The 17,340-nt window shown below is 73.7% G+C and carries 10 protein-coding genes and 1 pseudogene; 5 read left to right on the forward strand and 6 right to left on the reverse strand.

Annotated elements, in window-relative coordinates:
• The first annotated feature begins 110 nt into the window (after positions 1–110).
• Entirely contained in the window at positions 111–3,215 is a 3,105-nt protein-coding gene (locus TBIS_RS15400) for an ATP-binding protein (protein ID WP_013133330.1), read from the forward strand.
• A 32-nt stretch (positions 3,216–3,247) separates the two neighbouring features.
• On the opposite strand, the gene TBIS_RS15405 is transcribed toward TBIS_RS15400, so the two are convergent.
• Positions 3,248–4,090 carry an ABC transporter permease gene (locus tag TBIS_RS15405; protein ID WP_013133331.1) on the reverse strand — a complete coding sequence of 281 codons (843 nt, stop codon included), beginning with the start codon at positions 4,088–4,090 and terminating at the stop codon, positions 3,248–3,250.
• The gene (locus tag TBIS_RS15410) at positions 4,090–5,061 is read right to left on the reverse strand and encodes a daunorubicin resistance protein DrrA family ABC transporter ATP-binding protein (protein WP_013133332.1); all 972 of its coding nucleotides are present in this window, start codon (positions 5,059–5,061) and stop codon (positions 4,090–4,092) included. The genes TBIS_RS15405 and TBIS_RS15410 overlap by 1 nt, the downstream gene beginning before the upstream one ends.
• 377 nt (positions 5,062–5,438) lie before the next feature.
• On the opposite strand from TBIS_RS15410, the pseudogene TBIS_RS15415 reads away from it, so the two are divergent.
• Positions 5,439–7,431 (forward strand): annotated as a pseudogene (locus TBIS_RS15415) (thioredoxin domain-containing protein).
• An 87-nt stretch (positions 7,432–7,518) separates the two neighbouring features.
• Here the strand turns inward: TBIS_RS15415 and TBIS_RS15420 are convergent.
• Together TBIS_RS15420 and TBIS_RS15425 are read right to left on the reverse strand one after the other, a co-directional pair.
• Complete coding sequence (locus TBIS_RS15420; RefSeq protein WP_013133333.1) at positions 7,519–9,678, reverse strand: transglycosylase domain-containing protein; 2,160 nt, start codon at positions 9,676–9,678, stop codon at positions 7,519–7,521.
• Between the two features lie 167 nt (positions 9,679–9,845).
• Entirely contained in the window at positions 9,846–10,310 is a 465-nt protein-coding gene (locus tag TBIS_RS15425; protein WP_013133334.1) for an Lrp/AsnC family transcriptional regulator, read from the reverse strand.
• Positions 10,311–10,409: 99 nt separating this feature from the next.
• Between TBIS_RS15425 and hppD the strand changes: the two genes are divergently transcribed.
• The 3 genes from hppD to trpS all read left to right on the forward strand — a co-directional run bounded on the left by hppD (position 10,410) and on the right by trpS (position 14,707).
• Positions 10,410–11,513, forward strand: coding sequence for a 4-hydroxyphenylpyruvate dioxygenase (hppD, locus tag TBIS_RS15430; RefSeq protein WP_013133335.1), 1,104 nt, complete (start codon positions 10,410–10,412; stop codon positions 11,511–11,513).
• A 439-nt stretch (positions 11,514–11,952) separates the two neighbouring features.
• Entirely contained in the window at positions 11,953–13,452 is a 1,500-nt protein-coding gene (locus TBIS_RS15440; RefSeq protein WP_013133337.1) for a M1 family metallopeptidase, read from the forward strand.
• Positions 13,453–13,726: 274 nt separating this feature from the next.
• Positions 13,727–14,707 (forward strand): tryptophan--tRNA ligase, encoded by a 981-nt coding sequence (trpS, locus tag TBIS_RS15445; protein ID WP_013133338.1) that lies wholly within the window; start codon positions 13,727–13,729, stop codon positions 14,705–14,707.
• Between the two features lie 92 nt (positions 14,708–14,799).
• On the opposite strand, the gene ilvA is transcribed toward trpS, so the two are convergent.
• The gene (gene ilvA / locus TBIS_RS15450; RefSeq protein ID WP_013133339.1) at positions 14,800–16,014 is read right to left on the reverse strand and encodes a threonine ammonia-lyase; all 1,215 of its coding nucleotides are present in this window, start codon (positions 16,012–16,014) and stop codon (positions 14,800–14,802) included.
• A 120-nt stretch (positions 16,015–16,134) separates the two neighbouring features.
• On the reverse strand, positions 16,135–17,328 hold the full coding sequence (locus tag TBIS_RS15455; protein WP_013133340.1) for an FIST signal transduction protein: 1,194 nt from the start codon (positions 17,326–17,328) through the stop codon (positions 16,135–16,137).
• Between the last annotated feature and the right edge of the window lie 12 nt (positions 17,329–17,340).

A 17,340-nucleotide genomic window follows, 5' to 3' on the forward strand; every position in this document is an offset into this window, starting at 1 on the left:
CCACGGTCCGCGGAGCCGCCCCAGCCCCTTGGGAAGCCGGCCCCGCTCCCCGGTCCGTCGCGCCGATCATGCGCGGCCGGCGGTGGCGCGGCGGAACCTAGACTGGAGCCATGCCGATCGACCTGCGCCTGCTCGGCGACGCACGGTGGCAGGATCGGCCCCTGGTCGGTGCGCGGGTGCAGGCGCTGCTCGCCGCCCTCGTGCTCGCCGGCCGTACCGTGAGCGCCGAACGGCTGATCGCGGAGGTCTGGGGAGTCGACGAGCCCGCGAACCCGGTGAAGGCACTGCAGGTGCTGGTCTCCCGGGCGAGGTCGATCGTGGGAGCCCAGACCCTCACCACCGAGGACGGCGGGTACCGGCTCCGGGTGCCGCCCGACCGGATCGACGCGGACCGGCTGCACGCCCTGGCGGGACGCGCTGAGGCGCTGCTCGCCGTGGACCCCGCCGCGGCGGCCGCGGTGGCCCAGGAGGCGCTCGCGCTCGGCGCCGGGGCGCTGCCCCCGGAGGGCGAGGGGCCGCTCGCCGAGTTACGCCGGCGCGCCGCGGACGACCTGGCGGCCGCACGGGTGGTGCTCGCCCGGGCGCGGAGCCGTACCGGAGACCACGCCGCCGCGCTGGCCGAGCTCGACGAGGCGGTGCGGGCGCGTCCGGACGACGAAGGGCTCCTCGCCGACCTGCTCCGCAGCGAGGCGGCGGTCCGCGGAGTGGGCGCCGCGCTGGACCGGTTCGCGCGCTACCGCTCCGGCCTGCGCGACCGGGTCGGCGCCGACGTCGGACCGGAGCTGCGGCGGGTCCACCACGAGCTGCTGGCGCTCGACCGCCCGGTGCGCTCCGGCGTGCGGTTCGACCCCACCCCGCTGCTCGGGCGGGACGACGACCTGCGGCGGGTGCGGTCCCTGCTCGCCACGTCCCGGGTCGTCTCGATCACCGGGCCGGGCGGGATCGGCAAGACCCGGCTCGCCCACGCCGTCGCCCGCGAGGCCCCGCAGCCGGTGGTGCACTTCGTGGAGCTGGTCGGCGTGACCGCGGCCGAGGACCTGCTCGGCGAGATCGGGTCGGCGCTCGGCGTCCGCGACTCGGTGGCCGGGCGCCGGAGGCTCAGCCCGCGGCAGCTCGCCGACGTGCGCGCCCGGATCGCCCGGCAGCTCGACCTCGCTCCGGCGCTGCTCGTCCTCGACAACTGCGAGCACCTGGTGGAGGCGGTCGCGGACCTGGTCGCCTACCTGATCGCGACCACCCGGGACCTGCGGGTGCTCACCACGAGCCGCGCGCCGCTGGCGATCGCCGCCGAGCGCGTCTACCCGCTGCCCCAGCTCGGCATGGCCGACGCCGTCGCGCTGTTCCGCGACCGCGCGACCGCGGCCCGGCCCGGGGTGCGCCTCGACGAGGACGACGTGCGCGCCGTCGTGGGCCGCCTGGACGGCCTGCCCCTCGCGATCGAGCTCGCCGCCGCCAAGGTGCGGGTGATGTCGCCGGCGGAGATCGCCCGCCGGCTCGACGACCGGTTCGCCCTGCTGCGCGGCGGCGACCGGAGCGCCCACGCCCGCCACCAGACCCTGCTCGCCGTGATCGACTGGTCGTGGAACCTGCTCGGCGAGCGGGAGCGCCGCGCGCTGCGCCGCCTGGCGGCCTTCCCGGACGGCTTCATCCTCGAGGCCGCGGAGCAGGTGCTCGGCGGTGACGCCCTCGGCGCGGTCGAGGAGCTCGTGGCACAGTCCCTGCTGACCGTGGTGGAGACCGCCGACGGCGTCCGGTATCGCATGCTGGAGACCGTGCGCGAGTTCGGCCGCATGCGGCTCGACGCGGCCGGCGAGACCGCGGAGGCGCGGGCCGCCGTGCGGGCCTGGGCCGTCGCCTACGCCGACCGGCACGGTGCGCGGCTGCACTCGCCGGAGCAGGCCGACGCGGTGGACCGCCTGCGCGCGGAGGAGACCAACCTCAGCGACATCCTGCGGGAGGCGCTCGACGAGCCCGACCCGGAGGCGGTGGTGGTGCTGTTCTCCACGCTCGCCGGCTACTGGGCCATCCGCGGGGACTACCTGCGCGGCCACACCCTCACCGCCGCCGTCTCCGCCGCGCTGGACGGGTGGACGCCGCCGCCCCGGCTCCTCGACCGGACCCGGGTGACCCTCGCCGTCGCCCTGTTCCACGCGGTCTTCTTCTCCCCGGACCACGCCCGCGCCCTGGCGTCGATGCTGTCCGGGCTGGGCGCCGACTCGGAGAACCCCAACGTCCGGGCCATGACGACCGTGGTGCTCGCCCTGATGTCGGATCCCGACAGCGGCTTCGCCGCACTCGCCGGCGACCCGGACCCGTTCGTCCGCCAGATCGCCCTGCACCTGATGAGCCACGGCCTGGAGAACTCCGGGGACCCGGCCGGCGCGATCGAGACGGCCCAGGCCGCGCTCGAGCTCACCGGGGAGGAGGACGGTCCTTGGCAGCGGGCCATGCTGCACACCCTGCTCGCCCAGCTCCACGCGCAGTTCGGGGACCGCGCCGCCGTCTCCCGGCACGCCGCCGCGGCGCTCCCGGTGCTCGAGCGGCTCGGGGCGGTGGACGACGCCGTCCAGCTCCGGGCCACCGTGGCGATGGCGGCGCTCGCCGAGGGGAACCGGGACGAGGCCGCGCGGATCATCGCGGAGCTCACCGAACCCGGCGCGGAGGACGGGTTCGGCCTCTCGGCCGGGATCTGCCGGGCGCAGCTCGCCCTCGCCGACGGCGACATCGCGGAGGGCCTCCGGCGGCACCGCGAGATCGCCGAGGCGCTCCGGAGCAGGCACGCCCCCGGCGCCCCCGACGCGTTCGCGCCGTGGGCCATGTACGGCGAGGCCGTCGCGGTCGCGGCGTTCGCCCAGTACGGCGAGGGCGACGACGGGGCGGACCTGTTCGAGTCGCTGCGGGCGAAGGTCGCGGACCTGTTCGCCGTGGACCGCACGTTCCTGGACTTCCCGGTGACCGGGATGGTGCTCGCCGCGCTCGGCATCTGGGGCCTGCTCAAAGGGGCGCTGCCGGCCGAGGACGCGGTGCGGCTGCTCGTCCTCGCCGACCGGTTCGCGTACAACCGGATCACCCCGGTCCTGCACTGGCCGGTGCTCACCGCCCACGCCGAGCGGGTCGCCCCCGGCCTGCTCGCCCGGATCGAGGCGGAGTACGGCGACCGGCGCGGTCCCGGCCTGCTGGCCGAGGTCCGCGCCGTGGTGGCGCGGGTGGCGTGACGCCACCCGGTCCGGCGCCGCGCCACCCCGGCCTACATCTTGCGGGCGTACGAGCGGACCGCGAGCGGGGCGAACACCGCGATCACGACCGCGCAGCCGGCCAGCGCCCAGCCCACGTCGGCGGTCACCGCGCCCTCATTGAACAGCGCCCGCACCGCGGAGACCACGTGCGAGACCGGGTTGACCCGGACGAACGCCTCCAGCCAATCGGGCAGCGTCTCGGCGGGGACGAAGGCGTTCGACAGGAACGTGAGCGGGAACATGATCATCATGGAGTAGCCCTGCACGGCCTGGGCCGAGCGCGCCAGCGTGCCGAGCCAGGAGAAGATCCACGCCAGCGACCAGCCGGAGACCACGGTGAGCGCGATGCCGGCGACGCAGCCGGCCACGCCACCGCCGGGCCGGTACCCGATGGCCAGGCCGGTGAGCAGGGTGAGCACGGAGGCGATGCCGTACCGGAGCAGGTCGGCGATCATGGGGCCGGCGAGCGGGGCGAACCGGGCGATCGGCAGGGACTTGAACCGGTCGAAGACCCCCTTGTCCATGTCCTCCCTGAGCTGCACGCCGGTCGCCATGCAGACGGTCAGGGCCGTCTGCGCGAGGATGCCGGGGATCAGCACCGGGAGGTAGTTCTCCACGCTGCCGGAGATCGCGCCGCCGAAGATGAACGCGAACATCGCGGTGAACAGCAGCGGCTGGATGAGCACGTCGAAGAACTGCTCGGGCTTGCGGCGCATCTTCACCAGGGCCCGCCACGCCATCGCCATGGTCTGCGCCACGGTCTCCCGGGCCGTGGGGTGGGGCGTGGTGCGGGCGAGCACGGCACGCGGGTCGATGCGCGGCGCGTCCCGGGTGACGTCGATCGAGATGGTCATCAGGCCGCCTCCTCCGTGCGGGCTTCGTCATCGGTTCCGTGGCCGGTCAGCACCAGGAAGACCTGGTCCAGCGTCGGCTTGGCGACGCTCATCGAGGAGATGCCGACGCCCGCCTCGCGCAGGCCGATCAGGATGTCCGCGGCCCGGTCGGGGTCGGGCAGGGGGACGTTCACGCGCCCCGACTCCGGGGTGAGGACCGGGTCCTCGCCGAGCAGCCGGCGGACGACGCCCGCGGCCGTGGCGAGGTCGGCGTCGTCGGCGAGCGTGAGCTGCAGGGTCGAGTCGCCGACCTGGGTCTTCAGCTCGTCCGGGGTGCCTTCCGCGATCTTCCGGCCGCGGTCGATCACGGCCACGCGGTCGGCGAGCTGGTCCGCCTCGTCCAGGTACTGGGTGGTGAGGAGGATCGTGGCGCCGCCGGAGACCAGCTCGCGGATGACGTCCCACATCTGGCCCCGGGTCCTCGGGTCGAGCCCGGTCGTGGGCTCGTCCAGGAAGATCAGGGGCGGGCGGGTGATGAGGCTCGCCGCGAGGTCCAGGCGGCGGCGCATGCCGCCGCTGAACTTGGCCACCATCCGGTCGGCCGCCTCCGCCAGGCCGAAGCGCTCGAGCAGCTCGTCGGCGATCGCCCGCGCCCGGGCGCCGGGCAGGCCCTGGAGCCGGGCGAACAGCCGGAGGTTCTCCCGGGCGGTCAGGTCCTCGTCGACCGAGGCGTACTGGCCGGTGACGCCGAGCAGCTGCCGCACGCGGTGGGGCTCCCGCCGCACGTCCACGCCGAAGATCTCCGCGCGGCCGCCGTCGATCGGGAGCAGGGTGGCGAGCATGCGCAGCATCGTGGTCTTGCCCGCCCCGTTCGGGCCGAGCACGCCGAAGATCTCGCCCTGCCGTACGTGCAGGTCGACGCCGTCCACGGCGCGGAAGTCCCCGAACTTCTTCACCAGGCCGTCCGCCCGGACGGCGCTGGGGTCCGTCATGACGCGCCTCCTCTCTCGCACCGGGTGTTTCCCGGCTCGGCCCCGAGTCTGGGCGCCGCCGGCTTCGGCGCGGCTTCACGCCGCCTTCATCCGGTGCCCGGCGGTTTCACCGGACGCGGAAGGCGAAGGGAGCGGGCACGCCGAGGTCCGGCGCTCCGGCCGCATCCGTCCGGTCATGCGCCCGGCGTCTCGTCCGCCCGGCCATTCGCCCCGCACCGCGTCTCGTCCGCCCGGGCGCGCGTCTCCCGCCGGGGCTCCAGGTCGCGTACGGCCCGCCGTGCCAGCCGGGCCGGATCGGGACGGGCCCGGGCCATTTCCGTCCCACGGTGTGACACGGGCCGGGCCATTCCGCCCCGCCGTGTGAGAGTCTGGGTGGTATGAACCGGCTCGGTGGGCAGATGTCGCCCTACCTTCAGCAGCACGCGTCCAATCCGGTGGATTGGTGGCCGTGGGGAGAGGAGGCGATGCGCGAAGCGGCCAGGCGGGACGTGCCCGTGCTCATCTCCATCGGGTACTCGTCCTGCCACTGGTTATCCGCTTCCGTGGTGCCATGTGATGGCCCGTGAGTCCTTCGAGGACGAGGCCACCGCCCGGCTCATGAACGAGCACTTCGTCAACGTCAAGGTCGACCGCGAGGAACGGCCGGACGTCGACGCGGTCTACATGGAGGCCCTCCAGGCGATGACCGGCCAGGGCGGCTGGCCGCTCACCGTCTTCGCCACGCCCGAGGGCCACCCGTTCTACGCCGGGACCTACTTCCCCAGGGACCAGTTCCAGCGGCTGCTGCGCGCCATCGCGCGGCTGTGGCGCGAGGACCGGCCGGCCCTGCTGCAGCAGGGGGCGCGGCTGGCGCAGGCGCTCCGCGAGCGGGCCGAGCCGCCGTCCGGGCCGCTGCCGGACGAGGAGACCCTGGACCAGGCGGTGCGCACCCTCGCCGGGAGCTTCGACGAGCGGCACGGCGGGTTCGGCGGCGCGCCCAAGTTCCCGCCGTCCATGGTGCTGGAGTTCCTGCTCCGGCGCGGCTCGCCCGAGGCCCTCGCCATGGCGGAGCGGACGCTGGAGGCGATGGCGCGCGGCGGCATCTACGACCAGCTCGGCGGCGGGTTCGCCCGCTACAGCGTGGACGAGGCGTGGGTCGTGCCGCACTTCGAGAAGATGCTGTACGACAACGCCCTGCTGCTGCGGGTGTACGCCCACTGGTGGCGGGCGACCGGGGCGCCCCTCGCCCGCCGGGTGGCGCTGGAGACCGCCGGATGGCTGCTCCGGGAGATGCGCACCCCCGAGGGAGGCTTCGCCTCCGCCCTCGACGCCGACAGCGCCGGCCCGGACGGTAGGCACGGTGAGGGCCTGTTCTACATCTGGACCCCGGCCCGGCTCCGGGAGGTCCTCGGCGAGGAGGACGGCCGCTGGGCGGCCGGGGTGTTCGGGGTGACCGAGAGCGGCACCTCCGTGCTCCGGCTCCCCGCCGATCCGGACGACGACGAGCGGTTCCAGCGGGTCCGCACCGAGCTGTGGCGGGCGCGGGAGCGGCGCCCGCGCCCGGAGCGGGACGACAAGGTGGTCGCCTCGTGGAACGGGCTCGCCATCGCGGCCCTGGCCGAGGCCGGTGCCCTGTTCCGCCGGCCCGACCTGATCGAGGCCGCGCAGGGCGCGGCCGCGCTGCTCGACGAGGTCCACGTGGCCGGCGGGGACCCGGTCCGGCTGCTGCGCGCCTCGCGGGACGGCCGGCCGAGCACCGCGGCCGGCATGCTCGAGGACTACGCGAACGTGGCCGAGGGGTTCCTCGCCCTCTACGGCGTGACCGGCGAGACCCGGTGGTTCCGCCGGGCCGGCGACCTGCTGGAGACCGTGCTCACCCGGTTCCCCGACGGGTCGGGCGGGTTCTACGACGCCCCGGACGACGGGGATCGGCTCTTCCAGCGTCCCCGGAGCCCGGTCGACGAGGCCACCCCCGCGGGCCGGTTCGCGGCCGCGGGTGCGCTGCTCTCCTACGCCGCGCTCACCGGCTCGCGGCGGCATCGGGAGGCGGCGGAGGGCGCGCTCGGCGTGGTCACCCGGCTCGCCGGACGGTTCGCCCGGTTCGCCGGCTGGGGCCTCGCCGTGGCCGAGGCGGCGCTGCACGGCCCGGCCGAGGTGGCGATCGTCGGGCCGCGGGACGACCCGCGCACCCAGGCGCTCCACCGCGCGGCCCTGATGTCCGGCTCCCCCGGCATGGTCATCGCGCTCGGCACGGGGGACGCCGCGGACGTCCCGCTGCTCGAGGGGCGCGGCATGATCGACGGCCGGCCGGCCGCGTACGTGTGCCGCGGCTTCACCTGCCTGGCGCCGGTGACCGACCCGCGCGAGCTGCGCGCGCAGCTCGCCCGCTGAGCGGGCCGCCGGTCTCCGGCCGTGCGCGGGCGGCCGGGAGCCCGCCGGCCGCGGTGGCGAACCGTTCGCCGAGCGTGGTGGGCCCGCCTACCACCCCGGGACCGGCTCCATGTCGTCCAGGCCGGGCCAGCCGTCCCCGCGGTCGAAGCCGCCGCCGTCCCGGCCCCCGGGGCCGCGGTCCCCCGATCCGTCGTCCGGCCGGCCCTCGCCGGGACGGCCGTCGCCGGGCCGTTCGGCGGGCTGCTCGCCGCCGGGGCGGTCGCCTTCGTCACCGGCGCCGTCCCCACCGGTCTCACCGCGCGGCTCGGACCGGTCCGCGCCGGCGTCCCGGGCGCGGTCCTCGGCGCCCGGCGTGGGGGCCGCGTCCGTGGGCTCCTCGGTCGCCTCCGGCTCCCGCGGGCCGGTGGTGGCGTAGGAGCCCCAGTGGCCGTTCCAGGTGACCGGCGGCGGGAACTCCTTGACCGGCTCGCCCTCCAGGGCGGCGCTCATGAAGTGCCGCCAGATCTGCGCGGGGAGCGTGCCGCCGTACAGCTCGCCGTACCCGGGGATCTCCACCGGCTTGTTGTCGTCGCGGAACATGTTGACCGCGACCGACAGCTGCGGGACGTACCCGGCGAACCACACCGCGGCCGACTCGTCGGTGGTGCCGGTCTTGCCCGCGGCCGGGCGGCCGATACGGGCCGCGGTCCCGGTACCGCTGTTGATCACCTGCTCGAGGGCGTAGGTGACGTCCGCCGCGGTCTCCTTGCGGAGGACCTGCCGCCCCGGCGAGGAGAACGTCCTGGTCACCCCGTTCGCGTCGACCACCGAGCGGACCACGTGCGGGGCGTGGTAGACGCCCTCGGCGGCGAAGGTGGCGTAACCGGCCGCCTGCTGGACCGCGCTCACCGAGGCGGTGCCGAGCGGGAACGTGGGGTACGGCCGCTGCGCGGCGAGCTGCTCGGCCGGGATGCCGACCGCCTCGGCGACCGCGGCCACCTTGTCCAGCCCGACCATCCGCCCCAGCTCGACGAAGGCGGTGTTGACCGAGAGCCGGGTCGCCTCGATGAGGTTGATCATTCCGTAGGACTTGCCGCCGGCGTTGGGGATCCGGTCGGAGCCGATCCGGAGGGGGGAGTTGCCGTTCACCCAGGTGGCCAGGCCGTACCCCTCCTCCAGGGCGGCGGCGAGCGCGTACGGCTTGAACGTGGAGCCGGCCTGGACCTTCGCCGAGAACGCGTTGTCGTACTGGTAGCTCTCGTACCTGCCGCCGTAGAAGGCGACGACCTCCCCGGTCGCGGGGTCGACCGCGGCGAGGCCGGTGCGGACCTTCTTGGGGGTGTTCTCCGGCAGCACCTCCTCCACGGCCTCGCGCGCCAGCCGCATCAGCCGCTTGTCGAACGTCGTGATGATCTTGAGGTTGCCCCGGTCGATGTCCTCGTCGGTGTAGCCGTGCCGGTTGAGCTCGGACCGCACCAGGGCGAGCATGTAGCCGTCCTGGCCGCCGAGCGACAGGGAGGGCTTGCGCTTCGCCAGGGTGGGGAAGGTCAGCCGGTCGGCCTCCTCCCGGGTGAGCGCGCCGATCTCCACCATCCCGTTCACCACCGCGCGCCACCGGGCCTTGGCGGCCTCCAGGTCGGTGCCGGTGGGGTTGGCGAACCGGCTGGGCTGCTGGATCACCGCGGCGAGGTAGGCGGCCTCGGCGGGGGTGAGGTCCTTGACGTCCTTGGCGAAGTACGCCTCGGACGCGGCCTGGATGCCGTAGGCGCCCCGGCCGTAGTAGATCGTGTTGAGGTACTGCTCGAGGATCCAGTCCTTGGACTTGGAGCGATCCACCTTCAGCGCGATCATGATCTCCTTGAGCTTGCGCGAGATGGATCGTTCCTGGCTCAGCCCGCTGTAGTAGTTGCGCACCATCTGCTGGGTGATCGTCGAGCCGCCCTGGAGCTGGCGGCCGGTGAGCGTGGACCACACCGAGCGGGCCATGCCGCTGAGAGAGATCCCCTGATCCTGGTAGAACGTCCGGTTCTCCGCGGCGATGACGGCGTTGCGGACCACGTGCGGCACCCGGGAGAGCGGCACGATCTTCCGGTTCACCCCCTGGCGGGCGAGGACCGTCTTGCCGTCCCGGTAGTAGATGACCGAACCCTGCGCGGTGGCGAGCTCCTGGGTGGTCCCGGGGATCGGAGTGAGCGCCCAGAGGACGCCGAAGCACACGATGAAGGCGCAGATCCCCACTCCGGCGGTGAGGAGGAGGGTCCGGAGCACTCGCCTGCGTCGCCGGACCGGCTCGCCGGCCGGCCGCGCCTCCGCAGCGGCGTCGCGATGGGAACCGTTATCCACCCGATACCCCCGAAGATTCGCTTCCCCCTATGTGACCTGGGCGGACTGATTAACGGTAAACGATGGATAACGGTACCCGAGCCTCAGGACGCTCATTTCGCCGCGGCCCGGACGAGCGGCAGGGTGCGGTACGGCACCGGCGTGTCGAGGGCGATCACCGACGAGGTCCGCTCGATCCCCTGGACGTCGACGATGCGGTCGATCACCCGCTGCAGGTCGGCGTTGCTGCGGGCCACCACCCGGCAGAGCATGTCGGCCGGGCCGGTGATGGTGTGCACCTCGAGCACCTCGGGGATGGCGGCGAGCTGCTGGGCCACGGGCGCGTGCCCGCCGGCCTGCCGGATGTGCAGGGTCACGAACGCGGTCACCCCGTAGCCGAGCGCGGCCGGGTGGATGTCGGGGCCGTACCCGGTGATGACCCCGCGCTGCGCGAGCCGGTCGAGCCGCGCCTGCACGGTGCCGCGCGCCACGCCGAGCCGGCGGGAGCATTCGAGCACGCCGATCCGGGGCTCGGCGGTCAGCAGAGCGATGATTTTCGCGTCGAGCTGGTCAATCATGACACTTTTGTCTCCATGATCCGCGAATTCCCTGTGCAAATTGTCTAGTAAAAAAGTTCAGTCTTGCACAATTTGGCCAACCGACTCGACAGTTGACGCATGACCGACGTCTTCCCTCTTCACGGCATGGATGCGGTGGTCTTCGCCGTCGGCAACGCGAAGCTCGCCGCGCACTTCTACGCCACCGCCTTCGGCATGCGCCTCGTCGCCTACCGCGGCCCGGAGACCGGCTGCCGGGACGAGGTCTCCTACGTCCTTGAGTCCGGATCCGCGCGCTTCGAGCTGCGCGGCGCCGTACGGGCCGGCACCCCCCTCGCCCGGCACGTGGCCGAGCACGGCGACGGCGTCATCGACCTCGCCCTCGAGGTGCCGGACGCCGCGGCCGCCTACCGGCACGCGGTCTCCAAGGGCGCCAAGGGCCTCGTGGAGCCGCACGTCGTCGAGGACGAGCACGGCAAGGTCGTGCTCGCCGCCATCGCCACCTACGGCGAGACCCGGCACACCCTGGTGGAGCGCTCCGGGTACCACGGCCCCTACCTGCCCGGGTACGTCGCCGCCGACCCGATCGTGCCGCCGCCCAACGTCAAGAACGGCCGGCTCTTCCAGGCGATCGACCACTGCGTGGGCAACGTCGAGCGCATGGACGAGTGGGTCGAGTTCTACGAGCGGATCATGGGCTTCACCAAGATGGCGGAGTTCATCGGCGACGACATCGCGACCGAGTACTCGGCCCTGATGTCCAAGGTCGTCGCCGACGGCACCCGGAAGGTGAAGTTCCCGCTCAACGAGCCGGCGACCGGCAAGCGCAAGTCGCAGATCGAGGAGTTCCTCGAGTTCTACGGCGGCCCCGGCGTGCAGCACGTCGCGCTGCTCACCAACGACATCATCGCCGCGATCGACCACATGAGGCAGGCCGGCGTGGAGTTCCTCGACACGCCCGACGCCTACTACGACGACCCCGAGCTGCGCGCCCGGATCGGCGAGGTCAGGGTGCCGATCGAGGAGCTCAAGAAGCGCCGGATCCTGGTCGACCGGGACGAGGACGGCTACCTGCTCCAGATCTTCACCAAGCCCGTGGGCGACCGGCCGACGTTCTTCTTCGAGCTGATCGAGCGGCACGGCTCCCTCGGCTTCGGCAAGGGCAACTTCAAGGCGCTCTTCGAGGCGATCGAGCGGGAGCAGGCCCGCCGCGGCAACCTCTGACGCCCCCTCCTCCACCCGCGTCGGCCGAGCGTTTACGGCTTCTCTGCCTTCGCTCTGCTTTGCCCGGAAGGCGGCGGGGTGACCAATCCACCCATGGAAGCACCGCCGCCTCCGGGCACCGTCCCCGGTGAGCCGCACACCCCGTGGTCCCCGCCGCCCTCCGGGCCGGCCGCCCTGCCGCTCGCCGGCCGATGGCGCCGCCCGTTCCCGGGGATCATCGGCGCGCTCGCCGTCGTGTCCCGCACCGGCCCGCTCACCCGGAACGCGTGGCCCGGCGCCCGGCCCGGGCCACGCCCCGGGCACGCCCCCGCCGCGAGCGCGCCCGCCTTCCCGATCCACATCGACCGCCGCGAACCGGACCGCCACGGCGACGCCGCGCGGACTCTGGTGGTGGATACCGGAGCGATGGCTCCGGTCACGCGTTAAGGTGCCTCGAAGTATGTGCGCTGCAATCCGCCACCGCAGATCACTCCGCGTGACGCTCTGCCTGGCATCGCTCGGGGCGGCCGTCGCGTGCGCCGCCTCCCAGGGGGCGGCGACCACGGCGTCCCCAGGGGCGGTGGCCACGGCCGCTCCGTCCGCCAAGGCGGTCGCCACCCCGGGCACGGCCGTCACCCCGGCGGGCAAGCCGCCCACGGTGGGCGCCCCGGGGATCGGGGACCCCGACTTCCCGTTCGACGGCAACGGCGGGTACGACGTCCGGCACTACACCCTGAAGCTCTCCTACGACCCCGCGACCAGGCGGCTGGCGGGCAGCGCCATCGTCAAGGCGAAGGCCGTACAGGATCTGGACGCCTTCAACCTCGACCTGCGCGGGCTCCGCGTGGACCGGGTGACCGTCGACGGCACCCCGGCCGGGTTCCGGCGCGAGGGCGACGAGCTGGTGATCCAGCCCGCCGCGCGGATCGCCAAGGGCGCGAGGTTCACGGTCCAGGTCGACTACGGCGGCGAGCCCCAGCCGATCCGGGAGGACGCCTCGCTCGGCGTCTACGGGTTCATCGCCACCACGGACGGGTCGTTCGTGACCAACGAGCCGAACGGGGCCAAGACATGGTTCCCGTCGAACGACCACCCGGCCGACAAGGCCACCTTCACCTTCGAGATCACCGTGCCGGACGGCGTGACCGCGATCGCGAACGGGGAGCTCGTCGCCGAGCGGAAGGCGGGGGACGGGAAGAAGACCTTCGTCTGGCGCGAACGCCACCCGATGGCGACCTACCTCGCCACGATGATGACCGGGAAGTTCGAGGTCCGCACCGGGACCACCGGCAAGGGAATCCCGATCTACACCGCGGTCGACCCGGCCTTCCGCGGCTCGCTCGGCTACCTCTACGAGGAGACCAAGCGGCTCACCGACCACTGGACCACCGTGTTCGGGCCGTACCCGTTCTCCTCCACCGGCGGGGTGATCGACAACTTCACCGCCGGGTACGCGCTGGAGGTGCAGACCAAGCCCGTCTACGGCGGCTTCGTCCCCCGGACCGGGACCATCGCCCACGAGCTCGCCCACCAGTGGTTCGGCAACAGCGTCACCATCGCCCGGTGGCGCGACCTGTGGCTGAACGAGGGGTTCGCCACGTACGCGGAGTGGCTCTGGTCGGAGCACCGCGGCGAGGCCACCACCGACCAGATCTTCCGCCAGTACTACACGCAGGCCTCCGACCAGATATGGCGCCATCCGCCCGCGGTGGCGCGGCCGAACAACCTGTTCCACGCCTCGGTCTACAAGCGCGGGGCGATGACCCTGCACGTCCTGCGCCGGACCATCGGCGACGAGAAGTTCTTCCGGCTGATCCGGGAGTGGACCGGCGCCAACCGGCACGGCAACGTCACCACCGAGCAGTTCATCCGGCTCGCCGAGGAGATCTCGGGCAAGCGGCTCCAGGAGCTGTTCGACGCCTGGCTCTACCAGCCGGGCCGCCCGGCCCAGGTCCCCTGAGGCGGGTCGCCGGGCGCTCCGCCGGCGCGTTCCCGGCCGGTACGGCCGGCGCCCGGGACCGGCCGCGCCCCGAATGAACCGGGTGGGGCGGTGGTACCGTACCCGTATGCGGATGATCGCTGTGCTTCTCGGCTGGTGGCGCCCCTGACGGGGCGGCACGGGTCATCCGCGTTCACCTGATCGATCGGGCCGCCCGAGACGGGCGGCCTCGCTGTGTGCACGGCGTCCTCGGCGGCCCGGCCGGGCGGCTCCCATCCGGAAGGGAGCGATACCGATGCCACGGCGCCTCACCGGCTTCACCCCGTCGGGCGACCTGCACATCGGCAACTACTTCGGGGCGATCGCCCCGATCGTCGCCCGGCAGGCCGACGCCGGCACGGTGGTGTTCATCACCGACCTGCACGCCCTGACCCTGGAGCACGACCCGGCCCTGGTGCGCCGGCGCACCCTGGAGTTCGCCACGCTCCTGCTCGCGGCCGGCGTGGACCCCACCGCCTGCCTCCTGGTCGTCCAGTCGCACGTGCCCGAGCACACCGAGCTCCACTACCTGCTGGAATGCGTCACCGGGTACGGCGAGGCGAGCCGGATGATCCAGTTCAAGGAGAAGTCCCGCCGCCAGGAGCGCGTCCGCCTCTCGCTGCTGACGTACCCGGTCCTGATGGCCGCCGACATCCTGCTGTACGACACCGACGAGGTCCCGGTCGGCGAGGATCAGCGCCAGCACGTGGAGCTCGCCCGCGACCTCGCCCAGCGGTTCAACTCCCGCTACGCCCCGGTGTTCACCGTCCCCACCGCGGTCAACCCGCCCGTGGCCGCGCGGATCATGGACCTGGCCTCCCCCACCGGCAAGATGAGCAAGTCGGCCCCGAGCCCCGCGGGCGTGCTCCGCCTCCTCGACCCGCCCGACGTGCTGCGCCGCAAGGTGATGCGCGCGGTCACCGACCCCGGCACCACGGTCGCCTACGACCCGGACGCCAAGCCCGGCGTGTCGAACCTGCTCGCCATCCTCTCCGCCTGCACCGGCACCGGCCCGCACGAGCTCGCCACGGGCTTCGGCGGCTACCGCGAGCTCAAGCAGGCCGTGGCCGACGCGGTGGTGGCCACCGTCGCCCCCGTCCAGCGGCGCTACCACGACCTGGCCCGCCACCCGGAGCACGTCCGGGAGATCCTGCGCGCCGGCGCGGAGCGCGCCCGCGACCTCGCCGCCGCCAAGGTCCGCGCCGCCAAGGAGGCCATCGGCCTTATGCCCGCCTGACGCCCGCCGTCCCGCTCGGGAGCCGTACGGAGACTCACCCGGGAGCCGTACGGAGGCTCAGGAGCCCGCGAGGAGAAGAGCCCAACGGAGGTTCAGGAGAAGAGCACGGTGTGGCCGTCGCGGCGCAGGGCGGCGAGCACCTCGTCACAGTGGTCCGGGCCCCGCGTCTCCACCTGGAGCAGCACGTCGGTCTGGTCGAGGTGGAGCCGGGCGCCGATCCGCTCGTGGACCACGTCGAGCACGTTCGCGCCGAGCTCGGCGATCCGGGTGAGGAGCCCGGCGAGCGCCCCGGGCCGATCGGCGAGGCGGACCCGGAAGGACAGGTACCGCCCGGCGGCGGCGAGGCCGTGCCGGAGCACCTTGGCCAGGAGCAGCGGGTCGATGTTGCCCCCGGAGAGCACGGCGACGACCGGCGGCTCGAACGCGTGCGGGTGGTCGAGGATCGCGGCCACCGCGGCGGCCCCGGCGGGCTCGACGAGCAGCTTGGACCGCTCGAGGCAGAGCAGGAGCGCCCGGGACAGCGACTCCTCCGAGACCGTGACCACGCTGTCCACCAGGGAGTTCACCAGCGCGAACGGCAGCTCGCCCGGAAGGCCGACCGCGATCCCGTCCGCCATGGTCGGCGCGGGATCGACCTTCACCGGGTGGCCCACGGCGAGCGACGCCGGGTAGGCGGCGGCCTGCTCGGCCTGCACACCGACGATCTTGATGTCCGGGCGGAGCGCCCGCGCGGCGAGCGCGATCCCGGCCGCGAGCCCGCCGCCGCCGACCGGCACCACGATCGTGGCCACGTCGGGGAGCTGTTCCACGATCTCCAGGCCGATCGTCCCCTGCCCGGCCACCACGTCGGGGTGGTCGAACGGGTGGATGAGCACCGCTCCGGTCCGCTCCGCGTGCTCCTTCGCCGCGGCCAGCGCGTCGTCGACCGTGGTCCCGGCGAAGACCACCTCGGCGCCGTACGCCCGGGTGGCCTCGACCTTCGGCAGCGGGGCGCCCTCCGGCATGAACACCATCGCCTTCGTGCCGACCAGCGTGGCGCCGAGCGCGACCCCCTGGGCGTGGTTGCCCGCGCTCGCCGCCACCACGCCCCGGGCGCGCTCCTCGTCGGTGAGCTTGCGGATCCGGACGTACGCGCCGCGGATCTTGAAGGACCCGGAGCGCTGCAGGCTCTCGCACTTGAGGTGGACCGGCCCGCCGACCGCCTCGGAGAGGACACGGGAGTGGACCAGTGGCGTCCGCACGGCCACGTTCTCCAGCAGCGCGCGTGCGGCGACCACATCGTCGTACGTCACATATGGGGCAGCCATGCGCCCATCATCACAGCCCTCCGGGTGCGGCGCGGACACCACCGGGCCCACCGGCCGCAAAGTTTGCGCCACTCCGGTGGCTCGCGGGATCGGCCTGCGGACGTCACTCATGGCGGCCGGTCACGACAGCTGGGCGAGCCCGCCCTCCGAGGAGAAGACCAGGAGCGCGGCGGAGCAGCCGTGCACGTGGTTGTGCCCGGCCACCGGCCCGACCTCGCCGGCGGCGAAGAACCCGGCCACCCCGATCGGCCCGAGCGCCTCGCGCACCGCGACCGGATCGTGGTCGGCGGTGCCGAACATGGCGGACCCGCGGCCGTTGCAGCAGATCAGCAGCGCCCCCTCTGCCCGGCCGATCATCGGCTTGTGCTCGTCGAGGATCGCGCGGAGGTCCTCGTCGGCGGTCTCGGCGTCCCGCACCTGGAAGCGGACGGTGCGGCCGATCTCGAGCATGTCGCCGATGGCCACCGACTCCCGCTCCGGGTCGATGCCGATCACCCCGCGGATGAGGAAGTCCCCCCGCTCCTGGCGCTCGGCGTACTCGTCCATCACCACGCCGATCTGTAAGCCGGCGGCGACCAGTTCGCGGTCCTCCTCGTCGAGGGCGCTCACGATGTCCTCCAGCCGGGCGAGGGCCGGCTCCCCGGCCAGCTCGAGCAGCAGGTTCTCCTGCGCCCGGGTGACCACCATGGACGGCCCGATCGGGCGGCAGCCCTGGCTGACCATGGCGGTGACGTTCACCGGCCCGCTGATCACCGCGCCGACCGCGCCCTCGGTGTACACCTCGCCACCGGCGAAGAGCCGGACCGACCCGGGCCCCTGCCACCCGTTCGCCAGGCCGCCGACGATCGGCAGGCCGCCGATCACCTCGCCGGACCGCTCGACGAACGCGTCCACCGGGAAGCTGTACGGATCGGTGAAGAGGATCATCGCCCGGTCGGCCGGTCCCCGCTCGGGCAGGCCGACCACCACGAAGCGGTCCTCGGTGCGGAACGTCTCCAGCGCGAACGTGGTCACGGCCGCCTCGCCGAAGCACGCGGCGAGGGCGCTCACCGCCGGCCGGAGCTCGATCCCCCGGTCGCCTCCGATCACGCCCGTGGCGCTGCACCCGATGACCTCGGCGGTGGGCGCCATGTCCATCACCCGCAGCCCGGCCCGGCCGACCTCGTCGGGATCCTGGCCGCAGATGAAGAAGCAGAGCAGGTCCGGAGGTCCGGAGAGCCCGGCCAGGGCCCGCCGCACGGCGGTCTCCGCCGCCTCCTCCAGGTCGCCGCCCACGGCGAGACCGTCGGCGAAGCGGCAGGTCAACACCGCCATCGTCTCGCCTCC

The sequence above is a fragment of the Thermobispora bispora DSM 43833 genome (assembly GCF_000092645.1).
GTDB classification, from domain to species: Bacteria; Actinomycetota; Actinomycetes; order Streptosporangiales; family Streptosporangiaceae; genus Thermobispora; species Thermobispora bispora.

What these genes read in the sequence shown, in the direction of transcription:
- TBIS_RS15400 (WP_013133330.1), top strand. Translation starts at nt 111, where the DNA reads ATGCCGATCGACCTGCGCCTGCTCGGCGACGCACGGTGGCAGGATCGG.
- TBIS_RS15405 (WP_013133331.1), bottom strand. Translation starts at nt 4,090, where the DNA reads ATGACCATCTCGATCGACGTCACCCGGGACGCGCCGCGCATCGACCCG.
- TBIS_RS15410 (WP_013133332.1), bottom strand. Translation starts at nt 5,061, where the DNA reads ATGACGGACCCCAGCGCCGTCCGGGCGGACGGCCTGGTGAAGAAGTTC.
- TBIS_RS15425 (WP_013133334.1), bottom strand. Translation starts at nt 10,310, where the DNA reads ATGATTGACCAGCTCGACGCGAAAATCATCGCTCTGCTGACCGCCGAG.
- hppD (WP_013133335.1), top strand. Translation starts at nt 10,410, where the DNA reads ATGACCGACGTCTTCCCTCTTCACGGCATGGATGCGGTGGTCTTCGCC.
- TBIS_RS15440 (WP_013133337.1), top strand. Translation starts at nt 11,953, where the DNA reads ATGTGCGCTGCAATCCGCCACCGCAGATCACTCCGCGTGACGCTCTGC.
- trpS (WP_013133338.1), top strand. Translation starts at nt 13,727, where the DNA reads ATGCCACGGCGCCTCACCGGCTTCACCCCGTCGGGCGACCTGCACATC.
- ilvA (WP_013133339.1), bottom strand. Translation starts at nt 16,014, where the DNA reads ATGGCTGCCCCATATGTGACGTACGACGATGTGGTCGCCGCACGCGCG.
- TBIS_RS15455 (WP_013133340.1), bottom strand. Translation starts at nt 17,328, where the DNA reads ATGGCGGTGTTGACCTGCCGCTTCGCCGACGGTCTCGCCGTGGGCGGC.